General features: G+C 42.7%; 26 protein-coding genes. 9 read left to right on the top strand and 17 right to left on the bottom strand.

What is annotated here, in order from left to right:
- Window positions 1–86 precede the first annotated feature (86 nt).
- Complete coding sequence (locus ACYUCY_RS02660; RefSeq protein WP_460224895.1) at window positions 87–1,199, bottom strand: AI-2E family transporter; 1,113 nt, start codon at window positions 1,197–1,199, stop codon at window positions 87–89.
- Window positions 1,200–1,264: 65 nt separating this feature from the next.
- The gene (locus ACYUCY_RS02655) at window positions 1,265–1,507 is read right to left on the bottom strand and encodes a sulfurtransferase TusA family protein (RefSeq protein WP_460224894.1); all 243 of its coding nucleotides are present in this window, start codon (window positions 1,505–1,507) and stop codon (window positions 1,265–1,267) included.
- A gap of 398 nt (window positions 1,508–1,905) precedes the next feature.
- Between ACYUCY_RS02655 and ACYUCY_RS02650 the strand changes: the two genes are divergently transcribed.
- Complete coding sequence (locus ACYUCY_RS02650; protein ID WP_460224893.1) at window positions 1,906–3,384, top strand: M48 family metalloprotease; 1,479 nt, start codon at window positions 1,906–1,908, stop codon at window positions 3,382–3,384.
- Between the two features lie 7 nt (window positions 3,385–3,391).
- On the opposite strand, the gene ACYUCY_RS02645 is transcribed toward ACYUCY_RS02650, so the two are convergent.
- A complete protein-coding gene (locus ACYUCY_RS02645; RefSeq protein WP_460224892.1) occupies window positions 3,392–4,228 on the bottom strand; it encodes an ion transporter in 837 nt (278 codons plus the stop codon).
- 218 nt (window positions 4,229–4,446) lie between these two features.
- Here ACYUCY_RS02645 and yciH point away from each other — a divergent pair, with 218 nt between their 5' ends.
- Together yciH and ACYUCY_RS02635 are read left to right on the top strand one after the other, a co-directional pair.
- Window positions 4,447–4,773 (top strand): stress response translation initiation inhibitor YciH, encoded by a 327-nt coding sequence (yciH, locus tag ACYUCY_RS02640; protein WP_460224891.1) that lies wholly within the window; start codon window positions 4,447–4,449, stop codon window positions 4,771–4,773.
- 225 nt (window positions 4,774–4,998) lie between these two features.
- Entirely contained in the window at window positions 4,999–5,532 is a 534-nt protein-coding gene (locus ACYUCY_RS02635) for an energy transducer TonB (RefSeq protein ID WP_460224890.1), read from the top strand.
- 28 nt (window positions 5,533–5,560) lie between these two features.
- Here the strand turns inward: ACYUCY_RS02635 and ACYUCY_RS02630 are convergent, their stop codons facing one another.
- Both ACYUCY_RS02630 and ACYUCY_RS02625 read right to left on the bottom strand, forming a co-directional pair.
- Window positions 5,561–6,190, bottom strand: coding sequence for an HAD family hydrolase (locus ACYUCY_RS02630; RefSeq protein ID WP_460224889.1), 630 nt, complete (start codon window positions 6,188–6,190; stop codon window positions 5,561–5,563).
- 84 nt (window positions 6,191–6,274) lie between these two features.
- Entirely contained in the window at window positions 6,275–6,484 is a 210-nt protein-coding gene (locus ACYUCY_RS02625; protein ID WP_460224888.1) for a DUF2061 domain-containing protein, read from the bottom strand.
- A gap of 221 nt (window positions 6,485–6,705) precedes the next feature.
- On the opposite strand from ACYUCY_RS02625, the gene ACYUCY_RS02620 reads away from it, so the two are divergent.
- Window positions 6,706–7,182, top strand: coding sequence for a Dps family protein (locus ACYUCY_RS02620; protein ID WP_460224887.1), 477 nt, complete (start codon window positions 6,706–6,708; stop codon window positions 7,180–7,182).
- A 158-nt stretch (window positions 7,183–7,340) separates the two neighbouring features.
- On the opposite strand, the gene ACYUCY_RS02615 is transcribed toward ACYUCY_RS02620, so the two are convergent.
- Entirely contained in the window at window positions 7,341–7,841 is a 501-nt protein-coding gene (locus ACYUCY_RS02615) for a GNAT family N-acetyltransferase (RefSeq protein ID WP_460224886.1), read from the bottom strand.
- A gap of 98 nt (window positions 7,842–7,939) precedes the next feature.
- On the opposite strand from ACYUCY_RS02615, the gene ACYUCY_RS02610 reads away from it, so the two are divergent.
- Window positions 7,940–8,329 carry a PGPGW domain-containing protein gene (locus ACYUCY_RS02610; RefSeq protein WP_460224885.1) on the top strand — a complete coding sequence of 130 codons (390 nt, stop codon included), beginning with the start codon at window positions 7,940–7,942 and terminating at the stop codon, window positions 8,327–8,329.
- A gap of 53 nt (window positions 8,330–8,382) precedes the next feature.
- Here the strand turns inward: ACYUCY_RS02610 and ACYUCY_RS02605 are convergent, their stop codons facing one another.
- The 9 genes from ACYUCY_RS02605 to bla all read right to left on the bottom strand — a co-directional run bounded on the left by ACYUCY_RS02605 (window position 8,383) and on the right by bla (window position 16,242).
- Window positions 8,383–8,691 carry a chaperone modulator CbpM gene (locus ACYUCY_RS02605; protein ID WP_460224884.1) on the bottom strand — a complete coding sequence of 103 codons (309 nt, stop codon included), beginning with the start codon at window positions 8,689–8,691 and terminating at the stop codon, window positions 8,383–8,385.
- Window positions 8,688–9,632, bottom strand: a complete 945-nt coding sequence (gene cbpA, locus ACYUCY_RS02600) for a curved DNA-binding protein (RefSeq protein ID WP_460224883.1) — start codon at window positions 9,630–9,632, stop codon at window positions 8,688–8,690. Before cbpA ends, ACYUCY_RS02605 begins: the two co-directional genes overlap by 4 nt.
- A 187-nt stretch (window positions 9,633–9,819) precedes the next feature.
- Complete coding sequence (gene pbpG, locus ACYUCY_RS02595) at window positions 9,820–10,749, bottom strand: D-alanyl-D-alanine endopeptidase (protein ID WP_460224882.1); 930 nt, start codon at window positions 10,747–10,749, stop codon at window positions 9,820–9,822.
- A gap of 117 nt (window positions 10,750–10,866) precedes the next feature.
- The gene (locus ACYUCY_RS02590; protein WP_460224881.1) at window positions 10,867–11,346 is read right to left on the bottom strand and encodes a pilin; all 480 of its coding nucleotides are present in this window, start codon (window positions 11,344–11,346) and stop codon (window positions 10,867–10,869) included.
- A gap of 9 nt (window positions 11,347–11,355) precedes the next feature.
- Window positions 11,356–12,330, bottom strand: a complete 975-nt coding sequence (locus ACYUCY_RS02585) for a type II secretion system F family protein (protein ID WP_460224880.1) — start codon at window positions 12,328–12,330, stop codon at window positions 11,356–11,358.
- Window positions 12,331–12,807, bottom strand: coding sequence for a hypothetical protein (locus ACYUCY_RS02580; protein ID WP_460224879.1), 477 nt, complete (start codon window positions 12,805–12,807; stop codon window positions 12,331–12,333).
- A 183-nt stretch (window positions 12,808–12,990) separates the two neighbouring features.
- Complete coding sequence (locus ACYUCY_RS02575) at window positions 12,991–13,431, bottom strand: redoxin domain-containing protein (protein WP_460225106.1); 441 nt, start codon at window positions 13,429–13,431, stop codon at window positions 12,991–12,993.
- A 247-nt stretch (window positions 13,432–13,678) separates the two neighbouring features.
- The gene (locus ACYUCY_RS02570) at window positions 13,679–15,226 is read right to left on the bottom strand and encodes a carboxylesterase/lipase family protein (RefSeq protein ID WP_460224878.1); all 1,548 of its coding nucleotides are present in this window, start codon (window positions 15,224–15,226) and stop codon (window positions 13,679–13,681) included.
- Window positions 15,227–15,306: 80 nt separating this feature from the next.
- Complete coding sequence (bla, locus tag ACYUCY_RS02565; protein WP_460224877.1) at window positions 15,307–16,242, bottom strand: metallo-beta-lactamase; 936 nt, start codon at window positions 16,240–16,242, stop codon at window positions 15,307–15,309.
- Window positions 16,243–16,612: 370 nt separating this feature from the next.
- On the opposite strand from bla, the gene ACYUCY_RS02560 reads away from it, so the two are divergent.
- Window positions 16,613–16,882, top strand: a complete 270-nt coding sequence (locus ACYUCY_RS02560) for a DUF6316 family protein (protein WP_460224876.1) — start codon at window positions 16,613–16,615, stop codon at window positions 16,880–16,882.
- A gap of 86 nt (window positions 16,883–16,968) precedes the next feature.
- Here the strand turns inward: ACYUCY_RS02560 and ACYUCY_RS02555 are convergent, their stop codons facing one another.
- Both ACYUCY_RS02555 and dnaE read right to left on the bottom strand, forming a co-directional pair.
- A complete protein-coding gene (locus tag ACYUCY_RS02555; protein WP_460224875.1) occupies window positions 16,969–18,405 on the bottom strand; it encodes a hypothetical protein in 1,437 nt (478 codons plus the stop codon).
- Between the two features lie 65 nt (window positions 18,406–18,470).
- On the bottom strand, window positions 18,471–21,986 hold the full coding sequence (gene dnaE / locus ACYUCY_RS02550; RefSeq protein WP_460224874.1) for a DNA polymerase III subunit alpha: 3,516 nt from the start codon (window positions 21,984–21,986) through the stop codon (window positions 18,471–18,473).
- A 185-nt stretch (window positions 21,987–22,171) separates the two neighbouring features.
- Between dnaE and ACYUCY_RS02545 the strand changes: the two genes are divergently transcribed.
- From ACYUCY_RS02545 to ACYUCY_RS02535, 3 genes are all read left to right on the top strand, one after another.
- Window positions 22,172–22,942 (top strand): queuosine precursor transporter, encoded by a 771-nt coding sequence (locus tag ACYUCY_RS02545; RefSeq protein WP_460224873.1) that lies wholly within the window; start codon window positions 22,172–22,174, stop codon window positions 22,940–22,942.
- A gap of 16 nt (window positions 22,943–22,958) precedes the next feature.
- Window positions 22,959–23,357, top strand: a complete 399-nt coding sequence (locus ACYUCY_RS02540) for a hypothetical protein (protein ID WP_460224872.1) — start codon at window positions 22,959–22,961, stop codon at window positions 23,355–23,357.
- 501 nt (window positions 23,358–23,858) lie between these two features.
- Entirely contained in the window at window positions 23,859–24,428 is a 570-nt protein-coding gene (locus tag ACYUCY_RS02535) for a hypothetical protein (protein ID WP_460224871.1), read from the top strand.
- Window positions 24,429–24,435 lie beyond the last annotated feature (7 nt).

Here is a 24,435-nt window from a genome sequence, read left to right as displayed (position 1 = left end):
AGCATAAGTGCTGACAACATCCATCAAGACAAAAAGTTATACATACACAAAAAGATTCCGCTCGAAGGAATCCTCGCTACAATTCTTTAAACGGTATCACCCTCTGCTGGCTTAGCATCTTCTGCTTCTCTCTCATGATAGTGTAGAACTTGCTCACGAGTTGGCCAGGCAGTAATAATTGCCTTGGTTAAGGTTGCTAAAGGGATCGCAAAAAACACACCCCAGAAACCCCAAATACCACCAAAAAATAAAACTGCCAGAATTATTGCAATTGGATGTAAATTTACCGCTTCAGAAAAAAGTAAAGGCACTAAGACATTGCCGTCTAGCATTTGAATGACACCGTACACAATGATTACCGTCATTAATTCCGAAGACCAACCCCATTGAAAGAAACCAATAAGTGCAATAGGAATCGTCGCAACCACAGCACCGATATAAGGAATTAAAACAGACATACCCACAGTAATAGCCAACAATAGTGCGTAGTTTAGCCCTAACAAGGCAAAAGACAGATAGCTAACGCTGGTAACAATTAAAATTTCTATCGCTTTCCCGCGCACATAGTTTGCGATTTGAATGTTCATCTCAACCCAGATTTGTGTCATCACCGGGCGGTTATTCGGCAAGAACCTTCCCAACCATGACAAAATTTTCTTGCCATCCTTAAGAAAAAAGAACACCAAAATCGGGACCAAGACAATATAAATTGCTACTGCAATTAACAACGGCAATTTCGCGACTGAAAACGACAATACTGAATTACTAAAAGTGCTCAGCTGGCGGTTGGTGTTAGTGATAGATTCATCCACAAAGGATTCACTAAAAACATTTGGATATTGCTCTGGCAACAACAACGCGACACGACGCATTTCCGAAACCATACCCGGCACTTCCGCCACCAGATTTGAAATCTGATTCCACATACCAGGCAAAAGCACAAATAACAAAACTATAATTGCACCAACGACGACCAACAAGGCAATAACCACCGCAACAATATGCGGTACGCCAATACCTTTTAAGCGCGCCACCATCCCTTCCATAAGAAAAGCAATAATGACACTAGCAATAATGGGCGCAAGAATATCCCCGAGCGTCATCATTAATACGACCGCTGCGGCTAACAGTATTACAACCAAAACCGCCTCTTCGTCGGCGAAGTAACGATTCATCCAATTGCGAAAAATATTTATCATAACGAGAAATTACTCAATGTTTATTACGAAAATCTTGCTAGGTGCTTCTTTAACAAATACTTTATTCAAGCCTTCTGTAAAACGAAGGTATAAATTTCACCACTCTCATTAAATTCCAACAAGCGATTACCGCTCAACTCCGCAAAAACTTTAAAATCTTTTACTGATCCCGGATCTGTGGAAATGAGTTTCAGGCACATCCCACTTTGCAGCGGCTTTAATCCTTGCTTTGCTTTCAATAAGGGCAAAGGACAAGTCAATCCCGACGCATCTATTGTTGTATCGATTGATTTAACATCATTATCCATCGTCGAATTAACTCTCTCTTCTATTAATATCTTGTTATGTTCACGCTGCCACGCCCAAACTAGCTAGCCGGTTTCGATCGCTACTTGTACCAAGAGTTTTATTTACCGTTTCGCGAAGTAAAAGCTTTACAGATTTAAACAAACAACGCTTTGCTCAAAATTAGCACTAAAAACTACAGCAGGAACTAATTCGGCCTCAAAACCTCGAATTGCTAACGAGGATATTTGGGAAGCCGGGCACTTAATGGTTAGAAAATGGGTCCACAGAGTCATCCAAAAATAGACTAAGGTCTCTGATGACTATAGATTATTTCGATCTTCCCTAGCATACTTTGATCCAAGCGATTTTGGCTCCCGCCGCTAAAAACGTTAGATGATACTCATTAGGTTGGTAATTTGTGACTAAATTCTTCAAACTCTTCTCTGGCGTCCACCCAGAATATGCGCAGACTCTGATATCGATGTTTCTGATCTCGGCGCTGTTAATTCCTTCTCCAGCGAGCTATTCCGCCGAGATTGAAGTACCTGAGCTTGGTGATACAAGTTCATCGGTTATTTCCAGAGAAGAAGAATATGAACTGGGCCAAAAAATATTGAAATTGTACCGCAGTCAGGTGCCCACGTCCTCAGACCCTATCATATATAGCTATCTAGAAAACTTAATTACCGAACTAGCCGCCTACAGCGAACTAGACAACAAAAGCTTCGACCTCATAGTGATCGAAACTCCCGTCTTAAACGCATTTGCGGCGCCAGGCCGAGTGGTAGGAGTCAATACGGGAGCATTTTTGAAGGTTGAATCTGAAGACCAGCTTGCTTCAATTCTAACTCACGAACTTGCCCATCTAAGTCAGCGCCATATTGCCAGACAACGAATTGCCCAAAAAAACGCCACCATTCCTACCATGGCGGGCTTACTAGCGGGTATTGTTCTAGCGGCTGCAGGCGGTGGTGATGCTGGCATTGCGGCAATTTCAGCTACTCAGGCCTTAGCCTTAGATAATCAACTGCGGTATAGCCGATCTTTCGAACAAGAGGCCGATCGAGCCGGTATCCAGAATCTCGTGAAAGCAGGGAGAAATCCTGAAGCCGCCGCTGAAATGTTCGAAGTAATGCTCAAGCAATACCGCTACACGCGTCGCCCTCCCGAGTTTCTTTCTACCCACCCTGTTACCGAGAGCCGAATTGCCGACGCTCGCTCACGAGCAATGCAATATCCCGCAAAAGAGTACGCGGACAATCTAGACTTTCACTTAGTCAGCGCCCGAGTTCGCTTGCATTACGAAACCACCCCTCAACAAGCAGTGAAGCGATTTCAGAGTGAAATCGATGGGCAATCTTTGTCCCAAGAAGCAAGCCGCTATGGTTTAACATTAGCCCTCATTGCCACCGGAGAAACAACAAAGGCACGAAAAGAACTCGATATTTTATTACAGCAGCGCCCCGAAAAAACAATTTACCTGCTAGCAGCTGCACAACTCGACGCCAAAGAAAAAAATTACACTACCGCTATTAATAGCCTGGAAAATTTACTCAAGTATTACCCCAATAACTACGCCATTAATATTCAATTGGCAGAAATACTCATGGAAGCCGGTGAATATCGTGCGGGTGAAATTTTATTGAATCGCCTAGTCAGACTAAAACCGAAAAGCGACTACGCATGGTATTTACTTGCGGAAACAAACGGGCTTGTGGGTAACATCCTTGCCGTACATTTATCTCGAGCAGAATATTTTATTCTTACAGGAATCTACGATCGAGCGGAGCTTCAACTACAAAATGCTCTACGCCTAACAAAAGATACGCGACAGGTAGCGCTTATAGAACAACGCTTAATAGACATAAGAGCATTACAAAAAGATTCTGATTTTTAACTATTCCTTATTTGTCTTTTACCGCTTCGTCTAGGTTTGGGAGCTTTACGCCACAAAAACGACAATAATTCGCATCCATTTCATGCCCAGAACGATTACAGTTCTGGCAATTTTTTATCGTCCGCGTGCGCTGCATTTCTGTTGCCAACTCTGCCGTCAATATTCCAGTTGGCACCGCAATAACCGAATATCCGATTAACATCGTCAGCGCTGCCAAGGTCTGCCCCAATACGGTATGGGGAGTTATATCACCATATCCGACCGTTGTAATTGTCACGATTGTCCAATAGACGCTTTTAGGGATGCTGGTAAAACCATTTTCGGCACCTTCGATGAGATACATAAAGGAACCGATGATAGTTGCTGCAACAAGTATCGAACTAAAAAACACCAATATTTTTCGTCGCGAAGCCAATATCGATCGAATCAATATATTTGCCTCACCCGTTAACCTGACGAGTTTTAGAATTCTAAATATTCTCAGCACACGCAGTAAGCGTATTATGAGCACATAACTGGTTCCCGGGAAAAAGAAACTTAGGTAGGTTGGCAACACGGAAAGCAAATCAATAACACCATAACCACTGCGCATATAAGCAATAGGCTTTGGAGAACAATAAATTCTCACCCCATACTCGATGGTGAATGCGAGTGTAAAAATCCATTCGAGCACCGTTAAGTATACGCCATAGGATGCTGAGACTGACTCAATTGAATCCAGCATGAAGGCGGCAACGCTGAGTACAATTGCACAAATAAGCATTAAATCAAATCGCTTTCCCGCCGGCGTATCAGTGCCAAAAATTACGATATAAATTCTCTGTTTAAGATCTGTTTCAGTCATATTTAAGGCTACTCACAGCTTCTTCAATCGTTCGCGATTGCTTTCACTTTAATCGCAATTATCAAAAACTTTACACTCAAGGCCACAAAAAAGTTACTTGCAGTCGCACCGGCCGCAAAGGACAATACCACATTATTTATGTAGACGTGAATTAGCTATATTGGCGAACACCAAACTGTAAACTAAACGCGTCACATTCAACTTACTTCAGGCAAATAATGAGCAAAGATTCACGACTCGTATACTCTACAGAAACGGGCAGAGTAAAAGCACCAGCAGACAAATCACAAGCGTCGCCCGCTGGCGATGGCATTGTCCGACTGAGACTAGAAACCAAAGGCAGAAAGGGTAAAGGCGTAACTACTATAAGCGGCATCGAAGAAACAGAATCATCGTTAAAAGACCGCGCAAAAAAACTAAAACAGTTTTGTGGCACCGGTGGTAGCGTTAAGAATTTCGTCATCGAAATCCAAGGTGATCATCGTGACAAATTGAAGACTCATCTCGAAGGTCTGGGCTTTAAGGTCAAGATAGCCGGTGCTTAGTTCGCCTCCCTCGTCAATCACGCTTCGCGCGTCGTCAAATTTCCGTCGTATTATTGCCTTTCCCTGCTCTCTGACTTTTTCGCAAAGGTACCCTCCTCCTCAGCGAACTAAGTCATCAACTCAGCACTCGACGCATTTAATTTACTTGGCCTGAGTATTGCTTTTCTTCAGGTAATACAAGAATTTGACGGTTTGTTGACAGCAAATGAACCAGAGGAACAATTTATGGAACAAGATACTATTTGGCAACTAATCGACGCCACCCTGAAGATCGGCCTCGGAGCCTTAATCGCGATGTTCTTTAGTTGGATTATCACCACCAAACGATCCACAGCTCAGTCGTACCCTAGACTAAATCGCCGCCTAGAGTTATTCGAAGGTATTTCAAAGGATGTTGGCAATGTTAATCACGCTTTTGCAAAATACTCTTCCCTAATTATCGAGTCGACTCGCTTTGGAATTCGTTGGCCGCAAGCGAGAAAAGATGAGCTGGATCGAATTAATAATGAATTGGTCGCGGCGTTTAACAAAATTGCCGATGCTGAATCTAACTTATTAATGCTCGGCGAAAAGACTATGGAAAAGACCCTACGTTTATACGGAGCTAAAATAGCCTATTTTCGTAAACACGTTTATGTCGGACGCCAGGATATTAGCGACGAAGAGATTGGGCAAATTAAAAGAGAAATCACCCGATTACGCGAGCAGTTTTACGATATATTGAGTCGAAAATACGATCGTTTGTTGGCGGCAGCTTGAGGCAACTGCTTAATACGAAGTTATTCATTCACAATATTGTGAACAACTCGGATAAATTTCTAATTCGGTATCGTGCGCCGGTAAAGTCATGAGTTTTCGTAAATTCATTATCGACAACGGCGCAATCAATTCCAGCAGCAATTGCGGAACGTAAACCCCGCGCAGAGTCCTCAACAACCAAGGCTTCATTTTTAAGAACAGAAAATTTTTCTAAGGCTTTTAAATAAGGCTCAGGATGCGGCTTTGCATTTTCATAATCTTCGAGGGTCAAAACAAAATCCATATACTGGACGATGTCTCTATTGTCATGAATTAATTCGAAATCCACACGTTTGGAGGTGGTAACAATAGCCATTCGATATTTTTCCGACAATTTCTTCAATACTTCGAGAACATCTGCAATTTCAATTTCTTCAGTTTGCAAATATTCACGGTAATAAAGATTTCGTTTTTCGCGCTGCTCGGCGATGACCTTCGCACTGTATTCTTTACTTATAAATTCCCAAATACTTTCGCCTCGCGCCATAAAATCTAGATAAGGTTCAAGTTCAAGATCAAGCCCAATCTCGCGGAACGCTCTTTTATTCGCCAGAAAGTACCATTGCTCGGTTTCAACGAGAACACCGTCATGATCAAATAAAACAACTTTTTTCTTCATGAATCGAGATACTCTCTTATTACCGGTTTTAAATATCTAGTGCAGCATCGATGAATATTCGCGGCCGTTAGTGACGCAGATGAATCATAGCAAATGAGCCGCAGGCGTCGCCCCCTCCCTGCTCCGAGTTAAAAAACTAAGCCATATTTTTTCGTGAAAATAAAAAGCAACCGTATTGATGGCGGGTTCCACTAAAGCAATTGCACCCCCTAAGACCAAACTTCCCGTCAAAATATAAGTCACTGTGAACGCGACACTAAAGTGTAATACCGCGAATGTGAATGTCTTAATCATAATAAACCTCATGACCGATCAATATTTTTGCGAATGATAATTATTCTCAAAAAATACTAACAGCCATTAATGACAATGATCTCGATAGCCAAGGACAATCATTATTAATAAAACTTGGCTATCGAAGTAATAAACATAGTTATTTTCTATAAATCTCGAATTTCAGATAGTCTTTTAGGCGTTTTTAGATTTATTCAATACGTACTTCATTGGGAGGCACTATGAGCAATATCGACCACATGGGCATCAACAAGAATGAACGCGAAGAGATTGCCAATGGTTTAAAAATCCTTTTGGCAGACTCCTACACGCTGTATTTGCAAACGCATAATTTTCATTGGAATGTTACCGGCCCTCAATTCAGAGAACTGCATTTGATGTTTGAAGAACACTACACGGAATTAGCTTTGGCGGTTGATGAAATCGCAGAGAGAATTCGAACTTTGGATGTATTCGCACCCGGCACTTACAAAGCTTTTGCCCAGCTAAGTCAGATTAAGGAAGTTGAAAACATTCCAACCGCCGCGGAAATGATAGAAATTCTGACTGTAGGCCATGAGCAAGTCGTGAAAACCTGCCGCGAAGTGTTGAAGCCGGCACAAAAAGCAGATGATGAATCAACAGCGGCGCTGGTGTCAGACAGAATGAGGATTCATGAAAAAACTGCTTGGATGCTACGAGCGCTAAAAGCAGCATAAACTACTCACTAGCTCTCGCAATGTCCGAGTGGAGAAATAAACAACGCGCTGGGAAATACAAAACTAGCGCGTTCTTTTATTTTATATAGTTTTATATTGTATGGTTTGAGTTGCATCTCGTTTAGAAACCGGGGTTCAAATAGCTTAATTTCAACTGGCTATGCTTCGAGTATTTTTTGCATTGGTATACAATCTATGCGCAGGTTTTTATTTCTAGATGGGTAAGCCTGAATCTTGTCACCAACAAATCCACACGCTCTGTAGAAAGGTGCGGCATTAATTGTTGACTCTAACCATAATTTTTTAAGCCCAATACTTTGGGCGATACTATCTACATGCAGCATCAATTTTTTTCCGATACCTTGTGCCATAAAACCTGGCTCAACAAACAGGCCATCCACCCTCCCATTCGAATAGTCGAGTTTGACAGTACCAATAATTTCACCCTCAATTTTTGCGACATAACACCCTTCATCGACGAATTGCGTGAATGTAGCGGGCATTGCACTGCCTATCCAAATAGCTAGCTGTTCGTCTGGATAAACATTTTTACAACCGACCAAAATGGCCTTGCGCCGTATTTCCCAAGCTACATGTGCATCGCTGGTGCACGCTTTAGCAATTGTTACGCGAGCTTCTAGAAAAGTGCGGTTTGTCACAGCGCCACCTGAATGCAATAAATAATGTGTTTTAAAACTTTATACGCGAGCGCATACTGACGGTCAATTGCCCACACAAAGTGCTTTTGTTTATCGCTATGGAATTTTGGTTATCATTTACTGCAATCGTCATATCACTGGCTTCAATGTTTGCCGTACCAATCATTATTATTTATTTGCCAACCGACTATTTTACGAAGGAAGAACGGGGGAGATTATATTACTTTGATCTACACCCGGTCTTTCATTACGTTTTAGTTATTGCAAAAAATCTCTTGGGGCTCGTATTGTTAGCGATAGGAATAACCTTGCTAGTGTTGCCAGGTCAAGGCCTACTAACGATGTTAATTGGTTTGCTGATGATGGACTTCCCCGGAAAATATAAAGTCACGCGGATATTAGTAAGTAAAAAAGTTGTACACGAACCCATTAACTGGCTTAGGTCCAAATTTAATCGCGATCCTATTTTACTTGATCAGGATTCTTAGTAAGACTTACAAAATGATTTCTAGATAAGCACTCTACCGCGACGATCTAGAAACTAATCGTCAATAATAAAACGTGATAAGCGTTGCTTTAATCGCAAGTTTTCTGCCTGTATCCGTTGTTTTTCTTTCAATAAATCCAATGTTAAAGCAATACCTGCCCAGTTAATTTCAAGATCCCTACGCATACGAATTGCCCGCTGTGCGATTTCCACGGCAGACTCATCAAACAACCACTCATCAGGTGCTTCACCTTGAACATCAAGTATTCCATGCTCCACGATCTCAATCACCGTATCAGTTGTTTCATTAATTTGCTCACACAACTCAAGGGTCGTTATTTGGATCAACAAGGTTGAATTCATCCGCCTGCGCTCCACTCTTTTCTCGGGTCAAATTTGACTTTGGTGGCCAGCTCTTGCCAAAGCTTCTCGGTAGTTTCATTTACTTCCGGCGGCATAACGACATTAAGCACAGCATAAAGATCGCCATACCCAGTTTGAGTTTTCAAACCTTTGTTTTTTATTCGCAGACGTTTACCCGACTGGCTGTTTTTAGGAATCGTCAGTTGAATTTTACCGGACAGTGTCGGCATCGTTATTTTCGTCCCCAACGCGGCCTCCCAAGGAGCAAGGGGAACAGTAATTATCAGATTATGTCCCTCGATATCAAACAAAGGGTGAGGAACCAAACGAATTCGTAAATATAAGTCACCGTTTAATCCCTCGCCTATGGCGGGACCACCCTGACCCTTGAGGCGTATGCGCTGGCCATCGACAACCCCGGCTGGAATTTTTACATTTAGATTTTTTTTAATATCTGCGAGGCGACTGCCATTCAGATCATAACGAGGTAGTTGATAAGCTATTTTTTTTGACTCGGTCGATAAAGTGTCCTCTAAAAAAATGGGCATTTCAATTTCAACATCTTGACCGCGACCACCAAAACCAGATCCCTTACTAGATTGACGGGTACGTTGACCACCACCAAAAATCGATTCAAAAAAATCTGAAAAATCACCTGCCGAAAACTCTTCACCACCTTGCGGCTGCCAGCCCGGTGGAGGACGAAAGGATTGCCCCTGTTGTCCACCATACTTTTTTAATTCGTCATATTCCGCGCGCTTGTTAGCATCATGAAGCACTTCATAAGCTTCTGTTACTTCCTTAAATTTATCTTCAGCATCGGTTTGGTCGCTTACATCTGGATGATATTTACGCGCGAGCTTTCTATAAGCGGTCTTGATCGCCTTAGCATCCGCCGTTTCTGCGACACCTAAAATTTTATAATAGTCTTTGAATTCCACGCCTAAATCCTATACGCCCGAACATTTTAACTTTATATTATTGGAATCAAGAGAATGTCAGAACAAACCTGAGAAGTTGTTATCAGAATCCCGAACAAGGTGATTAATACTATTAAAAATAACGACTCATTGTCTTTCTAGATTTGAATCAGGTCCATAGATCTAGATCAAATCCTGACGCTAAAATCTAATTTTGAACAGATTTATAACTGCTAATTTCTGCGGACTTACGCCGCTCATAATCTCGCGCTGCGCCTGCTACTCCGCCGCTATTTCCCGTGGTGATCCAGCGCTTAACTCTGCCCGCGTCGCCTATTGGTGTCATTTTTCCAAATGAATCTAGCAAAACCATGGCGACTGGCTTACCTTCTATTTCGCTAATCATCACAAGGCAACGACCAGCTTCATCGAGATAACCTGTCTTACTCACTTTTACTTTCCAGCTTTGACGGTGAACCAAGCGATTCGTGTTTCCGTAACCCAGTGTGTGGCGTGGGTTTTTAAATCGCGCGGTATAGTTTCCCGTCGTCGTGAACTCTTTGATTTGTTCATAAGCGTACGCGGCAACTAGCATCAAGGTGAGATCCGAGGCAGTTGACACATTGTCGATGGACAAGCCACTCGCATCGACAAATCGCGTTCTGTGCATTCCTAAGTCTTCGGCTTTTTTATTCATCGCTTGAATGAAAGCTTCAAATCCGCCTGGATAGTTATCCGCTAAAGATGACGCAGCTAAATTTTCGGATGCCATAAGAGCGAGGCGAATTAAATCTCCGCGACTTATTTGTGCACCTACTCGCATCCGGGAATAAGCGTTTTTACCGCTTTTTCTTTCTAATGTTAGGATTGTAATCAACTCGTCGAGTGGTTGATTTGCATCGAGAACAACCATCGCGGTCATTAGTTTTGTAATTGACGCAATTGGTCCAGGGATATGAGCGTTTTTAGAATATAGCGTGACATTTTCAGTTGGATCAAAAATACTGACTCTCACCGAGCCCAATTGGATCTTTGCTGGATCTAATCCTTCGGAGTAGCCTATCGACGAGAATAACAACAACGACCCAACGAAGATAACTTTCAACATTCGAACAACTGCCAATTCTCTAACCCGCATAATACTCTCTCATTTTTTATTTGTGATCCGACTAAAGCTCTATACGTATCTTGATAGAGATCTGCAAAAGTTCGGATCTTATAAAACCTGCGAGTTAATTACAAATTTGTAACCAGCCTAGAATCTACAAGAAGATGGCAACAAGGAAAGATCGGCGTCGGTTTTATTTTCGCCGACAAACTCCATCCCCGCAGGCGCTTCTGAGTTTCCACACACCCAAGAGAAGGGACTTGCCGGTGAGCCCGTAACAACAATCGGACGAACTGTTAAATACTTCCCAGCTAACTGAGCGTTACTTTTGTTGCCAAAACGTATGTGAAAGGCGCCATTTTCCATAGCGATTGAATCTACGTAGTTACCTAACAACAAATTTGCTTCAGGGATTCCGGCCGCCTGATTCGTCGCGGGAAACCTGCCTGAGTATTTATATTGCTCGGCGACGGAGTTCTTAAGCTCACCAACAATAACCAGTGATTCTACAACTTGCGCTCGAACCACATAAGATTGATAAGCTGGCAAAGCGACAGCTGCGAGAATCCCAATAATCGCGACCACTATCATCAACTCTATTAAAGTAAAACCCTTATCATATTTCATATCTGCTCCCTAAATGACAGAACCTATACTAAAAATTGGAAGATACATGGCAATTATCACGGTACCGATCAGTAATCCTGTTGCAACTTGAATACCTATAGTCATGTTTTCTCGCAATCGAACCACCTCAGTGTTAACCAAAGCAATGCTATTTTTACTTTGAAACTCGACTTCTTCCGTCAAGCAATTCATCAGGGTTGCCGCTTTCGCCGCCTGGTACCACGTATTAAAGCGACTCAATCTTCTCTCTTTGAGGCCAGATAAATCTGCAGCGGCCTGAAAACTTACTTCCTCTTTAACACCAGAATTTACCAATGCCTTAACGTAATGGACAAACAAATGATACGCATAAATTTCTGAAAAGGTTTTAACACCAGGAATGTAAAAACATACGGGATGTAAGGCCGCAAATCGTGATATGCAGCGCTTAATATGTAAGGACGATATAAATGAAACAATAACAACGATCAGCAATAAAACAATAACGCCGACAAATATTTCCTTATTCCCGAAAACAAAACGAGTAAACTCAGGAAGATCTGAATTCATCTCGGAAAAAAACCCAGAAAAAACGGGTGCCACTTTAAAAATAAAAATTGGTAATACTATCGCAGCAATTATACAAATTGAAGAAACGTAAGTTAATATACTATTAAACCCGCTCCAAAACTCCTTCGCAGTAATAATTGCTTCTTTTATTTGGTTTTGCGTTTCCAAGAAAAGTTTTTCTAGGCTTGCGTTTTCTTTTTCGACGCAGGCCGCCAATTTTGACATCGCTCCAGACAAACGAGACTCCTGGCCATGCGCAACTCTGTTCCCGCTTACCAGCATTAAAACAGCATCAATATCCTCGGAGTAATCCACAGGAAGCGCATTTTTAATTTTACTAATCGCATCGGCCGTTTCGACATTATTTTTGCGTTGATAAGATAATAGCCTACTGACCGTTGACATTCGTTCAATGGTGTTTCCATTTGCGGACATTCACTTTCTCCTACAAAGGGGATCAGTTATTAATTGGGGAATCTCGCTATAACTATCATGTGCTTTTCGATAAGGCGATGGATTTTCTGCCCCGCCACAACGCCAACTATGAAATACAAAACCCTGCTCTGTAACATACTGATTCAATACGAAACTCAGCGCCTTACCATCTAAATCTGAATAGCGAGACTTTAATATTATTTTTATATCGCCATCTGAATCGATTACCGCGGTTTTCACTGAAGGCTCAAATTGATCGACATCGCTTTCGGAAAGTAGTACCTCGTCGGGCCAACGTCCTGTAAATGCGTAGTGGGACGACATGTCGACGCGAAGGTGCAGGGCATAAAATGCAGGCTCAACTAGGGATACCGCACGAAAATAAACTTTCGAATAATCCAAAAACAAAGCGGATGACACTCCAACAACAAGCATTACCAGTAATAATTCTATGTGAAAACGCTGCCCAAAATTCATTTCTTACAATCCACCCTAAAGAACTAAACTCGCACAAACCAAATCGTTCACACTTACGAGACAAACACCTTATAAAGGCACTAACAAAAAAGGCTAGTACGTTACCGTACTAGCCTTTTTTGTCAGAGAACAAAGATAACACAAGTTAGCTGCGCTCCCGTTATCAAATGTATTCGAATCGCTTTATTTTTTTGCAAAACCCAGCTCTTCGAATGCATCGAGCATATCCTTGCCGGCTGAATTTGGTTTAACCTTCTGATCGATTTTCTGCACTACTCCCTCCTTGTCGATATAGATCGTCCAACGATTCGCAAAACCGCGTGGAGAAAGCACACCGTAGGCTTGCGTCATTTCTTTTGCCGGGTCACATAACAAAGGAAATTTCGCTTTTTGCTCTTTGGCAAAACGTTTGTTATCCGATTGCGTATCTACACTAGCCATAAAATAAGCTACGTCATATTTTGCAAGTTTTCTACCACTGTCACGCAGCGATTGGACTTGCAGACTTCAGCCACCGGTAAATGCTTTCGGAAAGAAAGCGATAGCAACAGCTTGCTTTCCTTTGTAATCAGAAAGTGAATATTGCTCACCATCAGAGCCAAGCAATGTGAAGTCTGGCGCCATATCTCCCACTTTAAGAACCGCATCTTGGGCAAAAGCAGACAACGCAAAAAGCATTGAAGCAAGGCCTAGAAGAGTTCTCGATAGCATACGATTCATAATAAACTTCTCCTCTTTTATCAACATTTTCATTGAGACCGTTGAGATCAACGAATAAGTTTAGTGCATCCGTTGAAAATCGCCTGGCCGATTCTACACGAGCCGTCCTTTCAACACTAATCGCTGTTAGATATTAAAACAGCTCGCAATATTATGGCCGGTTTTGCAGCATCGCCCTCTCATGGAATTCCCAAATACCCGGAAATAGGTCGACACTAGGAATGGCGCCTCGCTTAGTTTCGCTATTGAACTCGATATAGTTCCTGTTATCTTTTTTGTATGGCTGCCATTCAGGTAATTTTTTTGAATTCGGGGTACCGTCGTAAGCAAACGAGACCCAATAATCAGACATTATATTAGCCATTTTCTTTTCGTATCTTGGAGAGCTGGGGTAATTATTAAAAACATAAGATATTTCTGCGGCATGATAGGCACCTAAGGTATCCTGATCTGGCCCAGAAGGGCGATGAGAAAAATAATATAAATACGCGGGTTGATTGACGTTGGCTGTCATCATTGCCCAAGACTGCATACTCCAGGTTACAAAGCCGTCTCGAAAGGAATCAAAAGTCGATTTCTTTAAATTTTCCGCAGGATACAATGTTAAAAAATCTTCAGCCATAGAACCGTATTGAACTTTCACCGTTTCTAAATATTTCTCTACACTCTCGGGGATTCGAGCTGCAACACCCAGTGTCGTTCCCTCGTCTGCATTAAAACCAACAATCACGGGAACGGCGTTTTGTTTACCTTGTTCAAATATAGAATAAATTTGTTGCGGGAAAAGCCAGCCATCGACCACCGCAGCACTTCGGAATCGGCTTTTACTTGAAGCAGACAAAATTTCATGAGCCGGTAAAGCGCGTAACTCTACTAAAGAATTTACACCTGCAGCTTGCATAAAACTGTTTCCCGACATTTCCGCAGACGGCAATGCATTCAAAGGACGCGTTAGTTCAGGCATAACGCCCAACACTGTTCCACTCTGACCAATCGCCTTATGAAATAAATTTTTCGCCAAGGGTGATGCAACGAGATGCGTCACACTCCAGGAACCAGCGGATTCACCAAAGATAGTGACGTTGTTTTTATCGCCACCAAAGGCACCGATATTTTCTTGCACCCATTTCAGCGCTTGAATCTGATCAGTAGTAGCATAATTACCCGATGCCTTATTCGCAGACTCTGCAGACAATTCGTTGTGAGCAAGATGACCGAACACATCTAAGCGATAATTAATTGTTACGACCACAACATCTTTTTGCGCTAAAGCCGCACCATCATAAGCGGGCGCATCACCGCCCCCTCGCGTTAATGCCCCACCGTGAATCCAGACCATCACCGGTAGTTTTTTCTCACTCTTTGTAGGAGCCCAAACATTTAAATACAAACAATCTTCACTCATTGGTAAACTTGGGCGATAAAAAAATCCACCTTCTAGACGGGGTTCTTGCATACAATTAAATCCAAACTGTGTCGCTCTGCGAACACTTGTCCAGGCAGGCGCGGGTTCTGCTGGCTTCCAACGGCGCTCTCCAACAGGTGGTAAAGCATAAGGAATCCCTTTAAAAACCTGAACGTTATTTTTCGCGACGGTTTCACCCAGCAATTTACCCTGAGGAGTATTTAGGGTGATCGGATCGGCGATCCCGATAAAAGACATCGAGAATAAAATAATGGCGACAAGAAAATATTGCATAATACATCCCACTTTTTAGAAAATTATTATTAAGAGTAATGATTAAAAAGAACGAGTAATTCCCAGAATAAACTTACCCTTTATTGAATACGTTGTTGAAAATTTGTTTCTAATTCATTGACGAACTCCGACCAAGGTTGCTGGGTCAGTATAGGATGAGGTCTCTCCCCAGATCGTATCGCTGGCATTCTCGTTTCAAATAATTCGTGGGGATGGCCATTTAAATAAATGTCAGGGCTTATCGTTTTCAAACGCTGGTAACCCAACAGGGTATCTTCCACTAAATTCGGAAATTTTTCGTTGTCAGTAATTTTCACGCCGTTGTTCGGTCCGCTACACCCAAAAAAAGCCAGCTCAAACGTTTTCTTATTATCTTCAACGTTCATCGTCCAAACTGTGCAACCCTGGGTGTGCCCCGGAACGTTGATAGCAGTTAAGCTCGTCGCTCCGAGACTGACGACATCGCCGTGTTTTAAAACGGTATCAATTTCTACCGGATCCCAACCTTCGAAACCCAAGGGCGACAAATCTTTGCCTTCCTGCAAAGCCTTAGCATCGTCTCCGACGGCCATCACTTTCGCTCCGGTAGCTTTGCGCATCTCTTCATGCCCTTGAACATGATCAAAGTGGGCGTGGCTCGATAAAAGAATTTTTATGTCACGAGGCTCAAAACCAAGTTTCTTTATATTTGATCGTATCGAATCTCCCATTTCCCTCACACCGGTATCCAGTAAAAAGTGGCCATCGGGCGTTGTAATTAAGTATGAAGCAATATTTTTTGCACCAACATAGTGAACATTGTCGATGATTGTGAAGGGCTCTACGGATTCACTGTGCTCTAAGTGAAATGGCTTTGCTCTGTCGATTTTCTCCGCCATCGTTAATTGATCCAGAGAACGCGTTGACTGAGCAAGTGAGAGGCAGCTCAACAAAGGTACACAGATGCCGAGCATGAATGTGAGGGTGCTGCAGGGTCTTATCGACCTAGCTGCCGTATTTAAGCGAAATATGATCATTAGAACATCCTGAGTGTGAAGTGCGAACTCGCTCTAGGAGAGAGTGTTTGTCGCCTAAATTCTCCTGAAGATCGCGAATTAGGCGCATGAATCTACGTTTTTATACCATTATTCATGTTAATTATGACAAGTATCACATAAACGCGAATAAGTCGTCGCCAGCTAATTATTAAACTTTGTATATTCAATACAACTACTTAAGGCGAGTGGCTCAGATATCACTCAAAATAACCGCGCTAAATCAGCTAGTTATTTTTTGATCAACAGTGATTGCAGTCACACTTTTTACGCTATACTTCGTTTTATGACTGAGAAACGGACTTGAATCCCGTTTTTGATTACTTCTAAGCTTTCCCAGGATGGCAAGATAATGAAACAAATTACTACCCCAAGCCAAACCATACAGTGCCGGCAGAATGAAGAAGCCAAAGTTTGGTATCGATCCCGCCGATTCTTCACCATCAATAACGAGTGGTTTTTTTCAACTCGGGAAAACATGGATATCGGCCCTTTCGAGTCTGAAGAACAAGCAAGAAGTGGTATGCAATTATTTGTTGATAGCATCAAACAAGATAACGATTACAACCGTGCAGAGAACGTCGCAAAGAATGGCCAATGGGCTGTAACTTACTACCATTAATTAATCCCCGCGAAAACATCGTTCTCTCCTTTATTATTCTAAGGTCATTTTAGTTTCACACTAAAATGACCTTTTTGTTTGCACCTTTAGTTTTTCTTTCTTGTCACGACAAAAGTTTCATCATTAAACCAAAGCGAACCGCGCTTATTCAAGATCTCGCGCGTCGCCTCCAAGTATTGTCCGGACTTCACCGCCCCCTCCAATTGATCATCTTGGATTTGATTCACATAAATAGCAGCATTCCACGCCGCAAATAAAGTCGAACTACCGATATGCTCGCCGATTTCTGTCGGCAAGGTGTGCATTTCATAGCGGAAAACAGACTTCGCATCGCTCATAGTATTGAAACTAAAGTTACGGGATTCTGGGCCCAGCTCATCTTTAAGTACTTTCAATAAGATATGTCGATTAATGGTAAAAGGATTTTCATTCGGCCAAATACGCTGAACGATTTCTTGAGCGGGATCATCACCATAACTTTGCACGCCGAGCATCCGCCCTCCACTCGCCAAACTTTTAGCTAGCGGTGCAAGAATTCTTTTTATTTTAAATTCCGCGGAGACTCGCGCCTGCCAAGGTTGTGCCGCCAAAATAAAATCATACTCGCCTTCAATCGCTCCAACTTGCGGAATAATATTATCCAGCATGAATTGATGATCTCCCCGATAGAGAACCAAAACTGAAGGCGTCTCATACAAAGGGTTACCCGTTTTATCACTCAATTTAGTTCGCCAACCTTGATCCAGTACGCTGTGTAAACCTTCGATCTGCTCTCTATATTCATGGGCACAATTCCCATGGAGTGGCACAGCATGCCAGTTTAATGGCAGCTGTTGCTTTGGTGATAACCAGGGCGCTTCGTCATAAGCCATATTACTAACAACAAACACCGTCGCTGGATGCTCCACGAAACGATCAGGTAATTTTTCTAAGCCTAAACGAACATCTTCAACACTCATTTCTTTTGCGTTTATAAACAATGGAACGGTTGGAAACTGACGATGCAAGTTTTGCATGATGTAAGTTAGTACCGTGCCATCACCCATCCCCGCGTCGAAAATTCTGAGCGCAGGAAAGTTCGGTTCCAAATGTTTTATTTCACGATCAGCCCGTTGCGAAATCGCCCATTTTTCATTGCAGGTATGCACGAAAAATAAATACTTTTGACGATTTTCATAAAACCTAAAAGGTCGTCTTGCATGAGTTATAGAATTATTGTTGTCTTCTGACAGTAGGTTAGTGTCAGCTTGGGGAGCCGGAGCAGAAACACTTGGCTGGCTATATTCTGAATCTACCAACTTTAGAGTGGCGTCCTTCTCAGAAATTGAATCGGGGCCTGGAGGATTGTTTCGTATAAATGTTCGTGTTTTATTTAGAGTTTTTAAGGTAACGCCTTTACCATTTCGCAAACGACTGACGAACTTCCCATCATTAACGACTTGACGACCAAACGTAGATTCAGAAATTTCTGCCTGTCTACAGTAGCCTTCTATTTCAACGATAAGTTCAGCGATTTCATCCATAGGATAATGACTGCATTTAATTGAACACGAGTTAAAAAAAGTTCGATGGGAGATAGTGGTCTTTACTAGTACATCAAACTAACGGATTCTCGCCCATACGTTTCTCTTAATCTTTGCACCAGTTCTTCAGTTGGCTTTACACGCCATTCTTCTCCTAGATAGATTTGTCCGCTTGCGTCTTTTCGAGAATAATCAATTCGAACCGGGCAGCCCTGATTAAGATAAGGAGTAAGGATGGTAGAAAGCTTTGAAGTAAAGCTATTATCTATACTCGCCGAATTTACTTTTAAACAAAGGCTTTTTACGAGGTTTTGTCGCGCCTCATCTATCGTCATAACATTTTCAGCGCGGACTTTTAAACCACCACTATAATCGTCATTACTGACATTGCCTTCAATCATCAGCAATGTATTTTTAATTAATTTTTCTCGGTATTCATTGTAGGCATCGGAAAACATCGCCACCTCGATGCGGCCGGTCCTATCATCAAGTGTTAGGATCGCCATCGTGTCGCCGCGCTTCGTTTTCATTACCCTCATACTGACAAGTAAACCAACGACCTTTTGATTACCTTTATCAGACTTTAAATTAGCAATGCGTGCAGACACCAAATGCTTTACTTCGCCCTCGTACTCATCAATAGGGTGATTCGTTAGAAACAAACCGAGAGTTTCGTTTTCGCCCTGCAAGCGTTCTTTCATACTCCACATGCGGCAATGGAGATACGGTGCATAAACATTTTTTCCCGCATCATTACTCGGCACTAAAGTGCCGAACATATCTTCCATGCCGGCGGCTGTATTCGCACTTTGCTGCTCCGCAGTTTTTACTGCTTCACCTAAAGCTGAGAACAGCACCGCGCGAGTATGATCCAATTTCTTTTCTTCTTGATCAGCGTCTGGACCAATCGTGTCCATTGCGCCGCTGCGCACTAATGCTTCTAAAGCACGCTTATTCACTTTCTTTGGATCGACTCTCGAACAAAAATCAAATAAATCACTAAAGTTTCCGCCGTCACTTCGAGCAGCGATAATACTACCCACCGGACCTTCCCCTAATCCTTTGATTGCACCGAGCCCATAAATAATTTCACCTTTATCTACTGTAAAGGCAAAAGCTCCTCGATTGACGTCTGGGGGCAACAAGGTCAATTTCATTTCACGGCATTCTTCAATAAAGGTAACGACTTTATCTGTTTTGTCCATATCCGATGACAACGTCGCCGCCATGAAGTGCGCTGGGTAATGTGTTTTCAACCACGCTGTCTGATACGACACAAGCGCATAAGCAGCGGAGTGCGATTTATTAAAACCGTAACCAGCAAATTTCTCTACCAGATCAAAAATTCGCGTAGCAAGTTCTGGATTAATTCCTTGCTCTTGTGCACCTGCCGCAAACGTTTCTCGCTGCTTTGCCATTTCTTCGGGTTTTTTCTTTCCCATCGCGCGACGAAGTAAGTCTGCTTGCCCCAATGAATAACCAGCGAGAGCCTGGGCAATTTGCATTACTTGTTCTTGGTAAACGATGACGCCGTAGGTTGGCTCGAGAATTGGCTTCAATCTGTCGTGTTGATATTTTGCATCGGGATACGCCACTTTCGCACGACCATGTTTACGATTAATAAAATCGTCAACCATTCCCGATTGCAATGGACCCGGACGGAAAAGCGCGACCAAGGCAATCATGTCTTCGAGATTGTCAGGTTGTAGACGTTTGATGAGATCGCGCATACCGCGAGATTCCAACTGAAAAACCGCAGTAGTTTCTGCACGCTTTAACAATTTAAAAGTGGCCAAATCATCGAGTGGAATTTTTGCAATATCAATTGGATCTTGACCTTCAAGAGCGCGCTCTTTATCGATCATTTGAATTGCCCAATCGATAATTGTCAGCGTCCGCAAGCCAAGAAAATCGAACTTAACAAGGCCCGCATCTTCAACATCATTTTTATCAAATTGAGTAACAAGATTGTTGCCCGCCTCATCGCAATATAGCGGCGAAAAGTCAGTGAGTTTTGTCGGTGCAATAACAACACCACCGGCATGTTTACCCACATTACGCGTCATGCCTTCTAGCTTTAACGCCATGTCCCAAATTTCTTGCCCATCGCCATCCGACTTTAAAAAATCACGAATAATTTCTTCTTGCTCGAAAGCCTTCGACAGCGTCATTCCGACATCCATCGGAATCATTTTGGAAAGTTTATCGGCGAGGCCATAACTTTTTCCTAATACTCGCGCTACATCGCGCACCACCGCTTTTGCGGCCATGGTACCGAAAGTAATAATTTGCGAAACAGCATCGCGCCCATAATTTTCTGCCACATAGGCAATAACGCGATCACGCTTTTCCATACAGAAATCGATATCGAAATCAGGCATAGAAACACGTTCCGGGTTGAGAAAACGTTCGAAAAGTAAATCGTATTTAAGTGGATCCAGATCGGTGATATTTAATGAATAGGCGACTAACGATCCGGCACCCGAACCGCGACCCGGCCCAACGGGTACATTATTCTTAATTGCCCAGTGAATAAAATCCATAACGATAAGAAAATAACCTGGAAATTCCATTTGATTAATAATATCTAATTCAAAGCGAATCCGGTCTTCATAGACTTTTCGTTTTTCTTGATAACGGGGATCGTCTTTATCAAGAATATTAAGCAAACGTTTTTCTAAGCCCTCTAGCGAAACTTGCTCAAAAAATTCTGCTTCCGTCATTCCTTCGGGGATAGGATAAGCGGGTAAAAAATTCTTCCCCAAGGTGATCTCCAAGCTGCAACGCTTGGCGATTTCGACAGTGTTTTCTAATGCTTCTGGAATATCGCTAAATAAAGCCGACATTTCTTCCGGGCTACGTAAATATTGTTGTTCGCTATAACGTCGCTCGCGGCGAGGATCATCAAGAGTTCTCCCCTCAGTAATACATACCCTCGCTTCATGAACTTCGAAATCATCCCTGTGTATGAAACGCACATCATTTGTCGCGACAACTGGGCAGCCATACTTTTCAGCTAGCGCTACGGCTTGATGTAAGTAGTCTTCTTCATTATCTCGACCGGTACGATGTAACTCCAAATAAAAACGATCGGGGAAATCTGACATCCACTCCTGCAACAAAGATTCTGCTTCCGGTTGTCTTCCGCCGAGAATCGCTGCGCCAATATCGCCAAGCCTGCCACCAGACAATACGATCACATCACTGCTCGCTTGTTTTAACCATGCTTTTTGGATCGTCGCGAGACCTAAATGCTGTCCCTCTTGATAAGCCTTTGAAATCAAATTGGTTATATTTCGATAACCCACTTCATTCATCGCCAGCAAGGTTATTTTGGAAGCCTGTCCTTCACTATCAGAATTATCTAGCCAAAAATCGCAACCGCAAATAGGCTTAATACCGCGGTTTTGCGCGGCCTTATAGAATTTAATCAGCGCGTAAAAGTTGGTTTGATCGGTAATCGCACAGGCAGGCATGCCCATTTCAGCCGTAGCAGCAACCAAAGATTTTACGGTAGCAATGCCATCGACTAGGGAATAATCCGTGTGGACGCGGAGATGTACGAATGAATGTGTCGTCATTATTGTGAGTCAATTAATATTTGTCGGAGGTGAGATTCTAGCCGAAACACCGCCAAGCTACCTAGGCTGAAAGCCATTGCTTTCTGCCAACTTTGTAATTAAGTTACGGATCACTCACTTCCCCCGATCAAATCAGATCACTAATTGGCCTTCAGCCTCAACCGAATCCAACGGGACTTCTCGGAATGGCAACAGACAATATGAAAATCGACATGATGGAAACGACGGCACAGGAAAACCCTGCGAAGCGATATAAATACTACGATTTCGTCATGGTCGGCTTCGTCGTGGTCCTTCTGTGTTCCAACTTTATTGGCCCCGGCAAAACTTGCGTCTTAGATTTAAGTTGGCTCCCGTTAATTACCGGCCCTTTAGTATTCGGTGCCGGTAATTTATTTTTCCCTATCGGCTATATTTTTGGTGACATCCTCACAGAGGTTTACGGATTTGCCCGCGCTCGAAAAGTGATTTGGGCGGGTTTTGGCGCGATGATTTTTGCCAGCGGCATGGCTTACATTATTATTAATCTTACGCCCGCACCTCACGAATCTTATAACGATGTACTTCAACCTGCGTTAGAAGTTGTGTTTGGCAACGCTTATCGGATTGTTATCGCCTCAATCATAGCGTTTTGGGCTGGTGATTTTGTCAACGCATACATTCTCGCAAAAATGAAAATTTGGACTAAGGGAAAGTTTTTGTGGATGCGTACCATCGGTTCAACCCTGGGCGGACAATCAGTCGACAGTCTAATTTTTTATCCACTGGCTTTTTATGGGATATGGGAAGGAAAAACAATCCTTGCAGTCATCGTTTTTAATTGTGCCTTCAAAATTTTAGTGGAAGTATTTATGACACCAATAACATATCTCATTGTCGCTTTTTTGAAAAAACATGAGCGGGTTGATTATTATGATACTGAAACCAACTTCACTCCTTTTTCATTAAAAGACTAAACCAAAAAAGTAGCAGATGAATCTTTTTTCTTCAAAACGCACGCGCTTACTAGTCAACGCTTTCGGTTCTGCAATCGCTTATGGCTTGTGGACCTTATTCGTCAACTACGACACCTCGATGTGGCTGATGTCAACACTGGTTCAAACTTCGAGTAGTTTCTTTGCCGGATTCGCCGTCGCTTATTTAGTTGAATTAGTGTTTGGCAAACTTAATCGCCCTTGGCGTTTTTGGGTCGCTTCGTTGCTGCCCTATTGGGTCATTCTTTGCATGATTGCAGTGTGGCATTACACGATAGGTACGGAATACATACTCGCGACATTAGCGCCAAACTTCTTCTTCGGTACCGGTTGGCTTTTGTATTACTGTTCTCAACTTGAAAAGCAAGAAACCCAGCCCGACTCGGAACCAATCTAAATTTCTTCAGCGTGAACTTGAGGGCGACGAAGCCACTCACCGCAACATTACAGATAGTGCTAATCGCCACAGCTCTGGTAACCGGCGGATACAGGCACGTGAAAAATGTGAAAGACTCAGCAGCCCTCGGTGATCCTCACGAAGAGTCTAGCGGTTCCATCAAGCGCTGCCGATCGCTCAAACGAGTGAGATGAATAGTTAAGTCTTTACCTGGATTTAGCACAGCATGACTTCACGCTTCAAACCTAGCGACTTATTTTTTATTTTTGTTAAAATCTGACAACCCAACCGTCTAATCTCACCGACAGTGGGTGGAGGCTAGCGCCGAAATGGTGCTAGAATCGGCCTGTTTTTCCGTAGAAAAAAGGCTGCTGAATCGCGGATTCAGTAAGCCTAACTCTTAAACACCGACCATCGAATGGCAATGTTTTAATACATGCTCAATATTGAATCGGTAATGAATTTACAGAAAGCCAATTTTCAACGAGGGAGTGACACATTATGAAACAAATTCGAACTCTAGGCGCAGCCGCTGCTTTGATCAGCGCAGTGACCTTATCCACAACTGCCATAGCACAATCAACTAAAGATCTAGTAAAAGAAGACGGCGTTTACACTCTCGTCAACTTACACCCAGATGAAGGCAATCGACGTCTTTACGCGGTTAATTATCAACAGCCCGGCCTTATTCCGGTGTGCACCCAAGTTAAAATCACCAAGATGTCTCGCAAAGCCATTATTTTCGAAATTCCAGAAAGAAATAATCGCAAGTACGAGTACCTACACTACAAGAAGCTGCCGGAATCTTTAGATGAACATGGAACACAGATTTTTGGCAAAACTTGCCCCAAGGACGCGATTGCCAAAATGTCCAAGATCGACCAAGAGGGAATCAAAGAAGGTATTGCGAAAGTCGGGATGACAAAAGCTGGCGTATTGATCGCAATGGGGCCTCCTCCAAGCCATGCGACTTATTCACAAGATTTAGATGAGTGGATGTACTGGCAACACAAATTTGCCCGGCTACGCGTCGACTTCAAAGACGGCAAAGTTTCTGAGGTTGTCGACTAATAATTTT

The organism is Aurantivibrio infirmus (assembly GCF_054767315.1).
Note: the sequence above shows the minus strand (reverse complement) of the source record. Positions and strands in the feature narration are given on the sequence as shown.

Coding starts and splice junctions, on each gene's coding strand:
- ACYUCY_RS02660 (WP_460224895.1), bottom strand. CDS start 1,199: ATGATAAATATTTTTCGCAATTGGATGAATCGTTACTTCGCCGACGAA.
- ACYUCY_RS02655 (WP_460224894.1), bottom strand. CDS start 1,507: ATGGATAATGATGTTAAATCAATCGATACAACAATAGATGCGTCGGGA.
- ACYUCY_RS02645 (WP_460224892.1), bottom strand. CDS start 4,228: ATGACTGAAACAGATCTTAAACAGAGAATTTATATCGTAATTTTTGGC.
- yciH (WP_460224891.1), top strand. CDS start 4,447: ATGAGCAAAGATTCACGACTCGTATACTCTACAGAAACGGGCAGAGTA.
- ACYUCY_RS02635 (WP_460224890.1), top strand. CDS start 4,999: ATGGAACAAGATACTATTTGGCAACTAATCGACGCCACCCTGAAGATC.
- ACYUCY_RS02630 (WP_460224889.1), bottom strand. CDS start 6,190: ATGAAGAAAAAAGTTGTTTTATTTGATCATGACGGTGTTCTCGTTGAA.
- ACYUCY_RS02625 (WP_460224888.1), bottom strand. CDS start 6,484: ATGATTAAGACATTCACATTCGCGGTATTACACTTTAGTGTCGCGTTC.
- ACYUCY_RS02620 (WP_460224887.1), top strand. CDS start 6,706: ATGAGCAATATCGACCACATGGGCATCAACAAGAATGAACGCGAAGAG.
- ACYUCY_RS02610 (WP_460224885.1), top strand. CDS start 7,940: ATGGAATTTTGGTTATCATTTACTGCAATCGTCATATCACTGGCTTCA.
- ACYUCY_RS02605 (WP_460224884.1), bottom strand. CDS start 8,691: ATGAATTCAACCTTGTTGATCCAAATAACGACCCTTGAGTTGTGTGAG.
- pbpG (WP_460224882.1), bottom strand. CDS start 10,749: ATGCGGGTTAGAGAATTGGCAGTTGTTCGAATGTTGAAAGTTATCTTC.
- ACYUCY_RS02590 (WP_460224881.1), bottom strand. CDS start 11,346: ATGAAATATGATAAGGGTTTTACTTTAATAGAGTTGATGATAGTGGTC.
- ACYUCY_RS02585 (WP_460224880.1), bottom strand. CDS start 12,330: ATGTCCGCAAATGGAAACACCATTGAACGAATGTCAACGGTCAGTAGG.
- ACYUCY_RS02580 (WP_460224879.1), bottom strand. CDS start 12,807: ATGAATTTTGGGCAGCGTTTTCACATAGAATTATTACTGGTAATGCTT.
- ACYUCY_RS02570 (WP_460224878.1), bottom strand. CDS start 15,226: ATGCAATATTTTCTTGTCGCCATTATTTTATTCTCGATGTCTTTTATC.
- bla (WP_460224877.1), bottom strand. CDS start 16,242: ATGATCATATTTCGCTTAAATACGGCAGCTAGGTCGATAAGACCCTGC.
- ACYUCY_RS02560 (WP_460224876.1), top strand. CDS start 16,613: ATGAAACAAATTACTACCCCAAGCCAAACCATACAGTGCCGGCAGAAT.
- ACYUCY_RS02555 (WP_460224875.1), bottom strand. CDS start 18,405: ATGGATGAAATCGCTGAACTTATCGTTGAAATAGAAGGCTACTGTAGA.
- dnaE (WP_460224874.1), bottom strand. CDS start 21,986: ATGACGACACATTCATTCGTACATCTCCGCGTCCACACGGATTATTCC.
- ACYUCY_RS02545 (WP_460224873.1), top strand. CDS start 22,172: ATGGCAACAGACAATATGAAAATCGACATGATGGAAACGACGGCACAG.
- ACYUCY_RS02540 (WP_460224872.1), top strand. CDS start 22,959: ATGAATCTTTTTTCTTCAAAACGCACGCGCTTACTAGTCAACGCTTTC.
- ACYUCY_RS02535 (WP_460224871.1), top strand. CDS start 23,859: ATGAAACAAATTCGAACTCTAGGCGCAGCCGCTGCTTTGATCAGCGCA.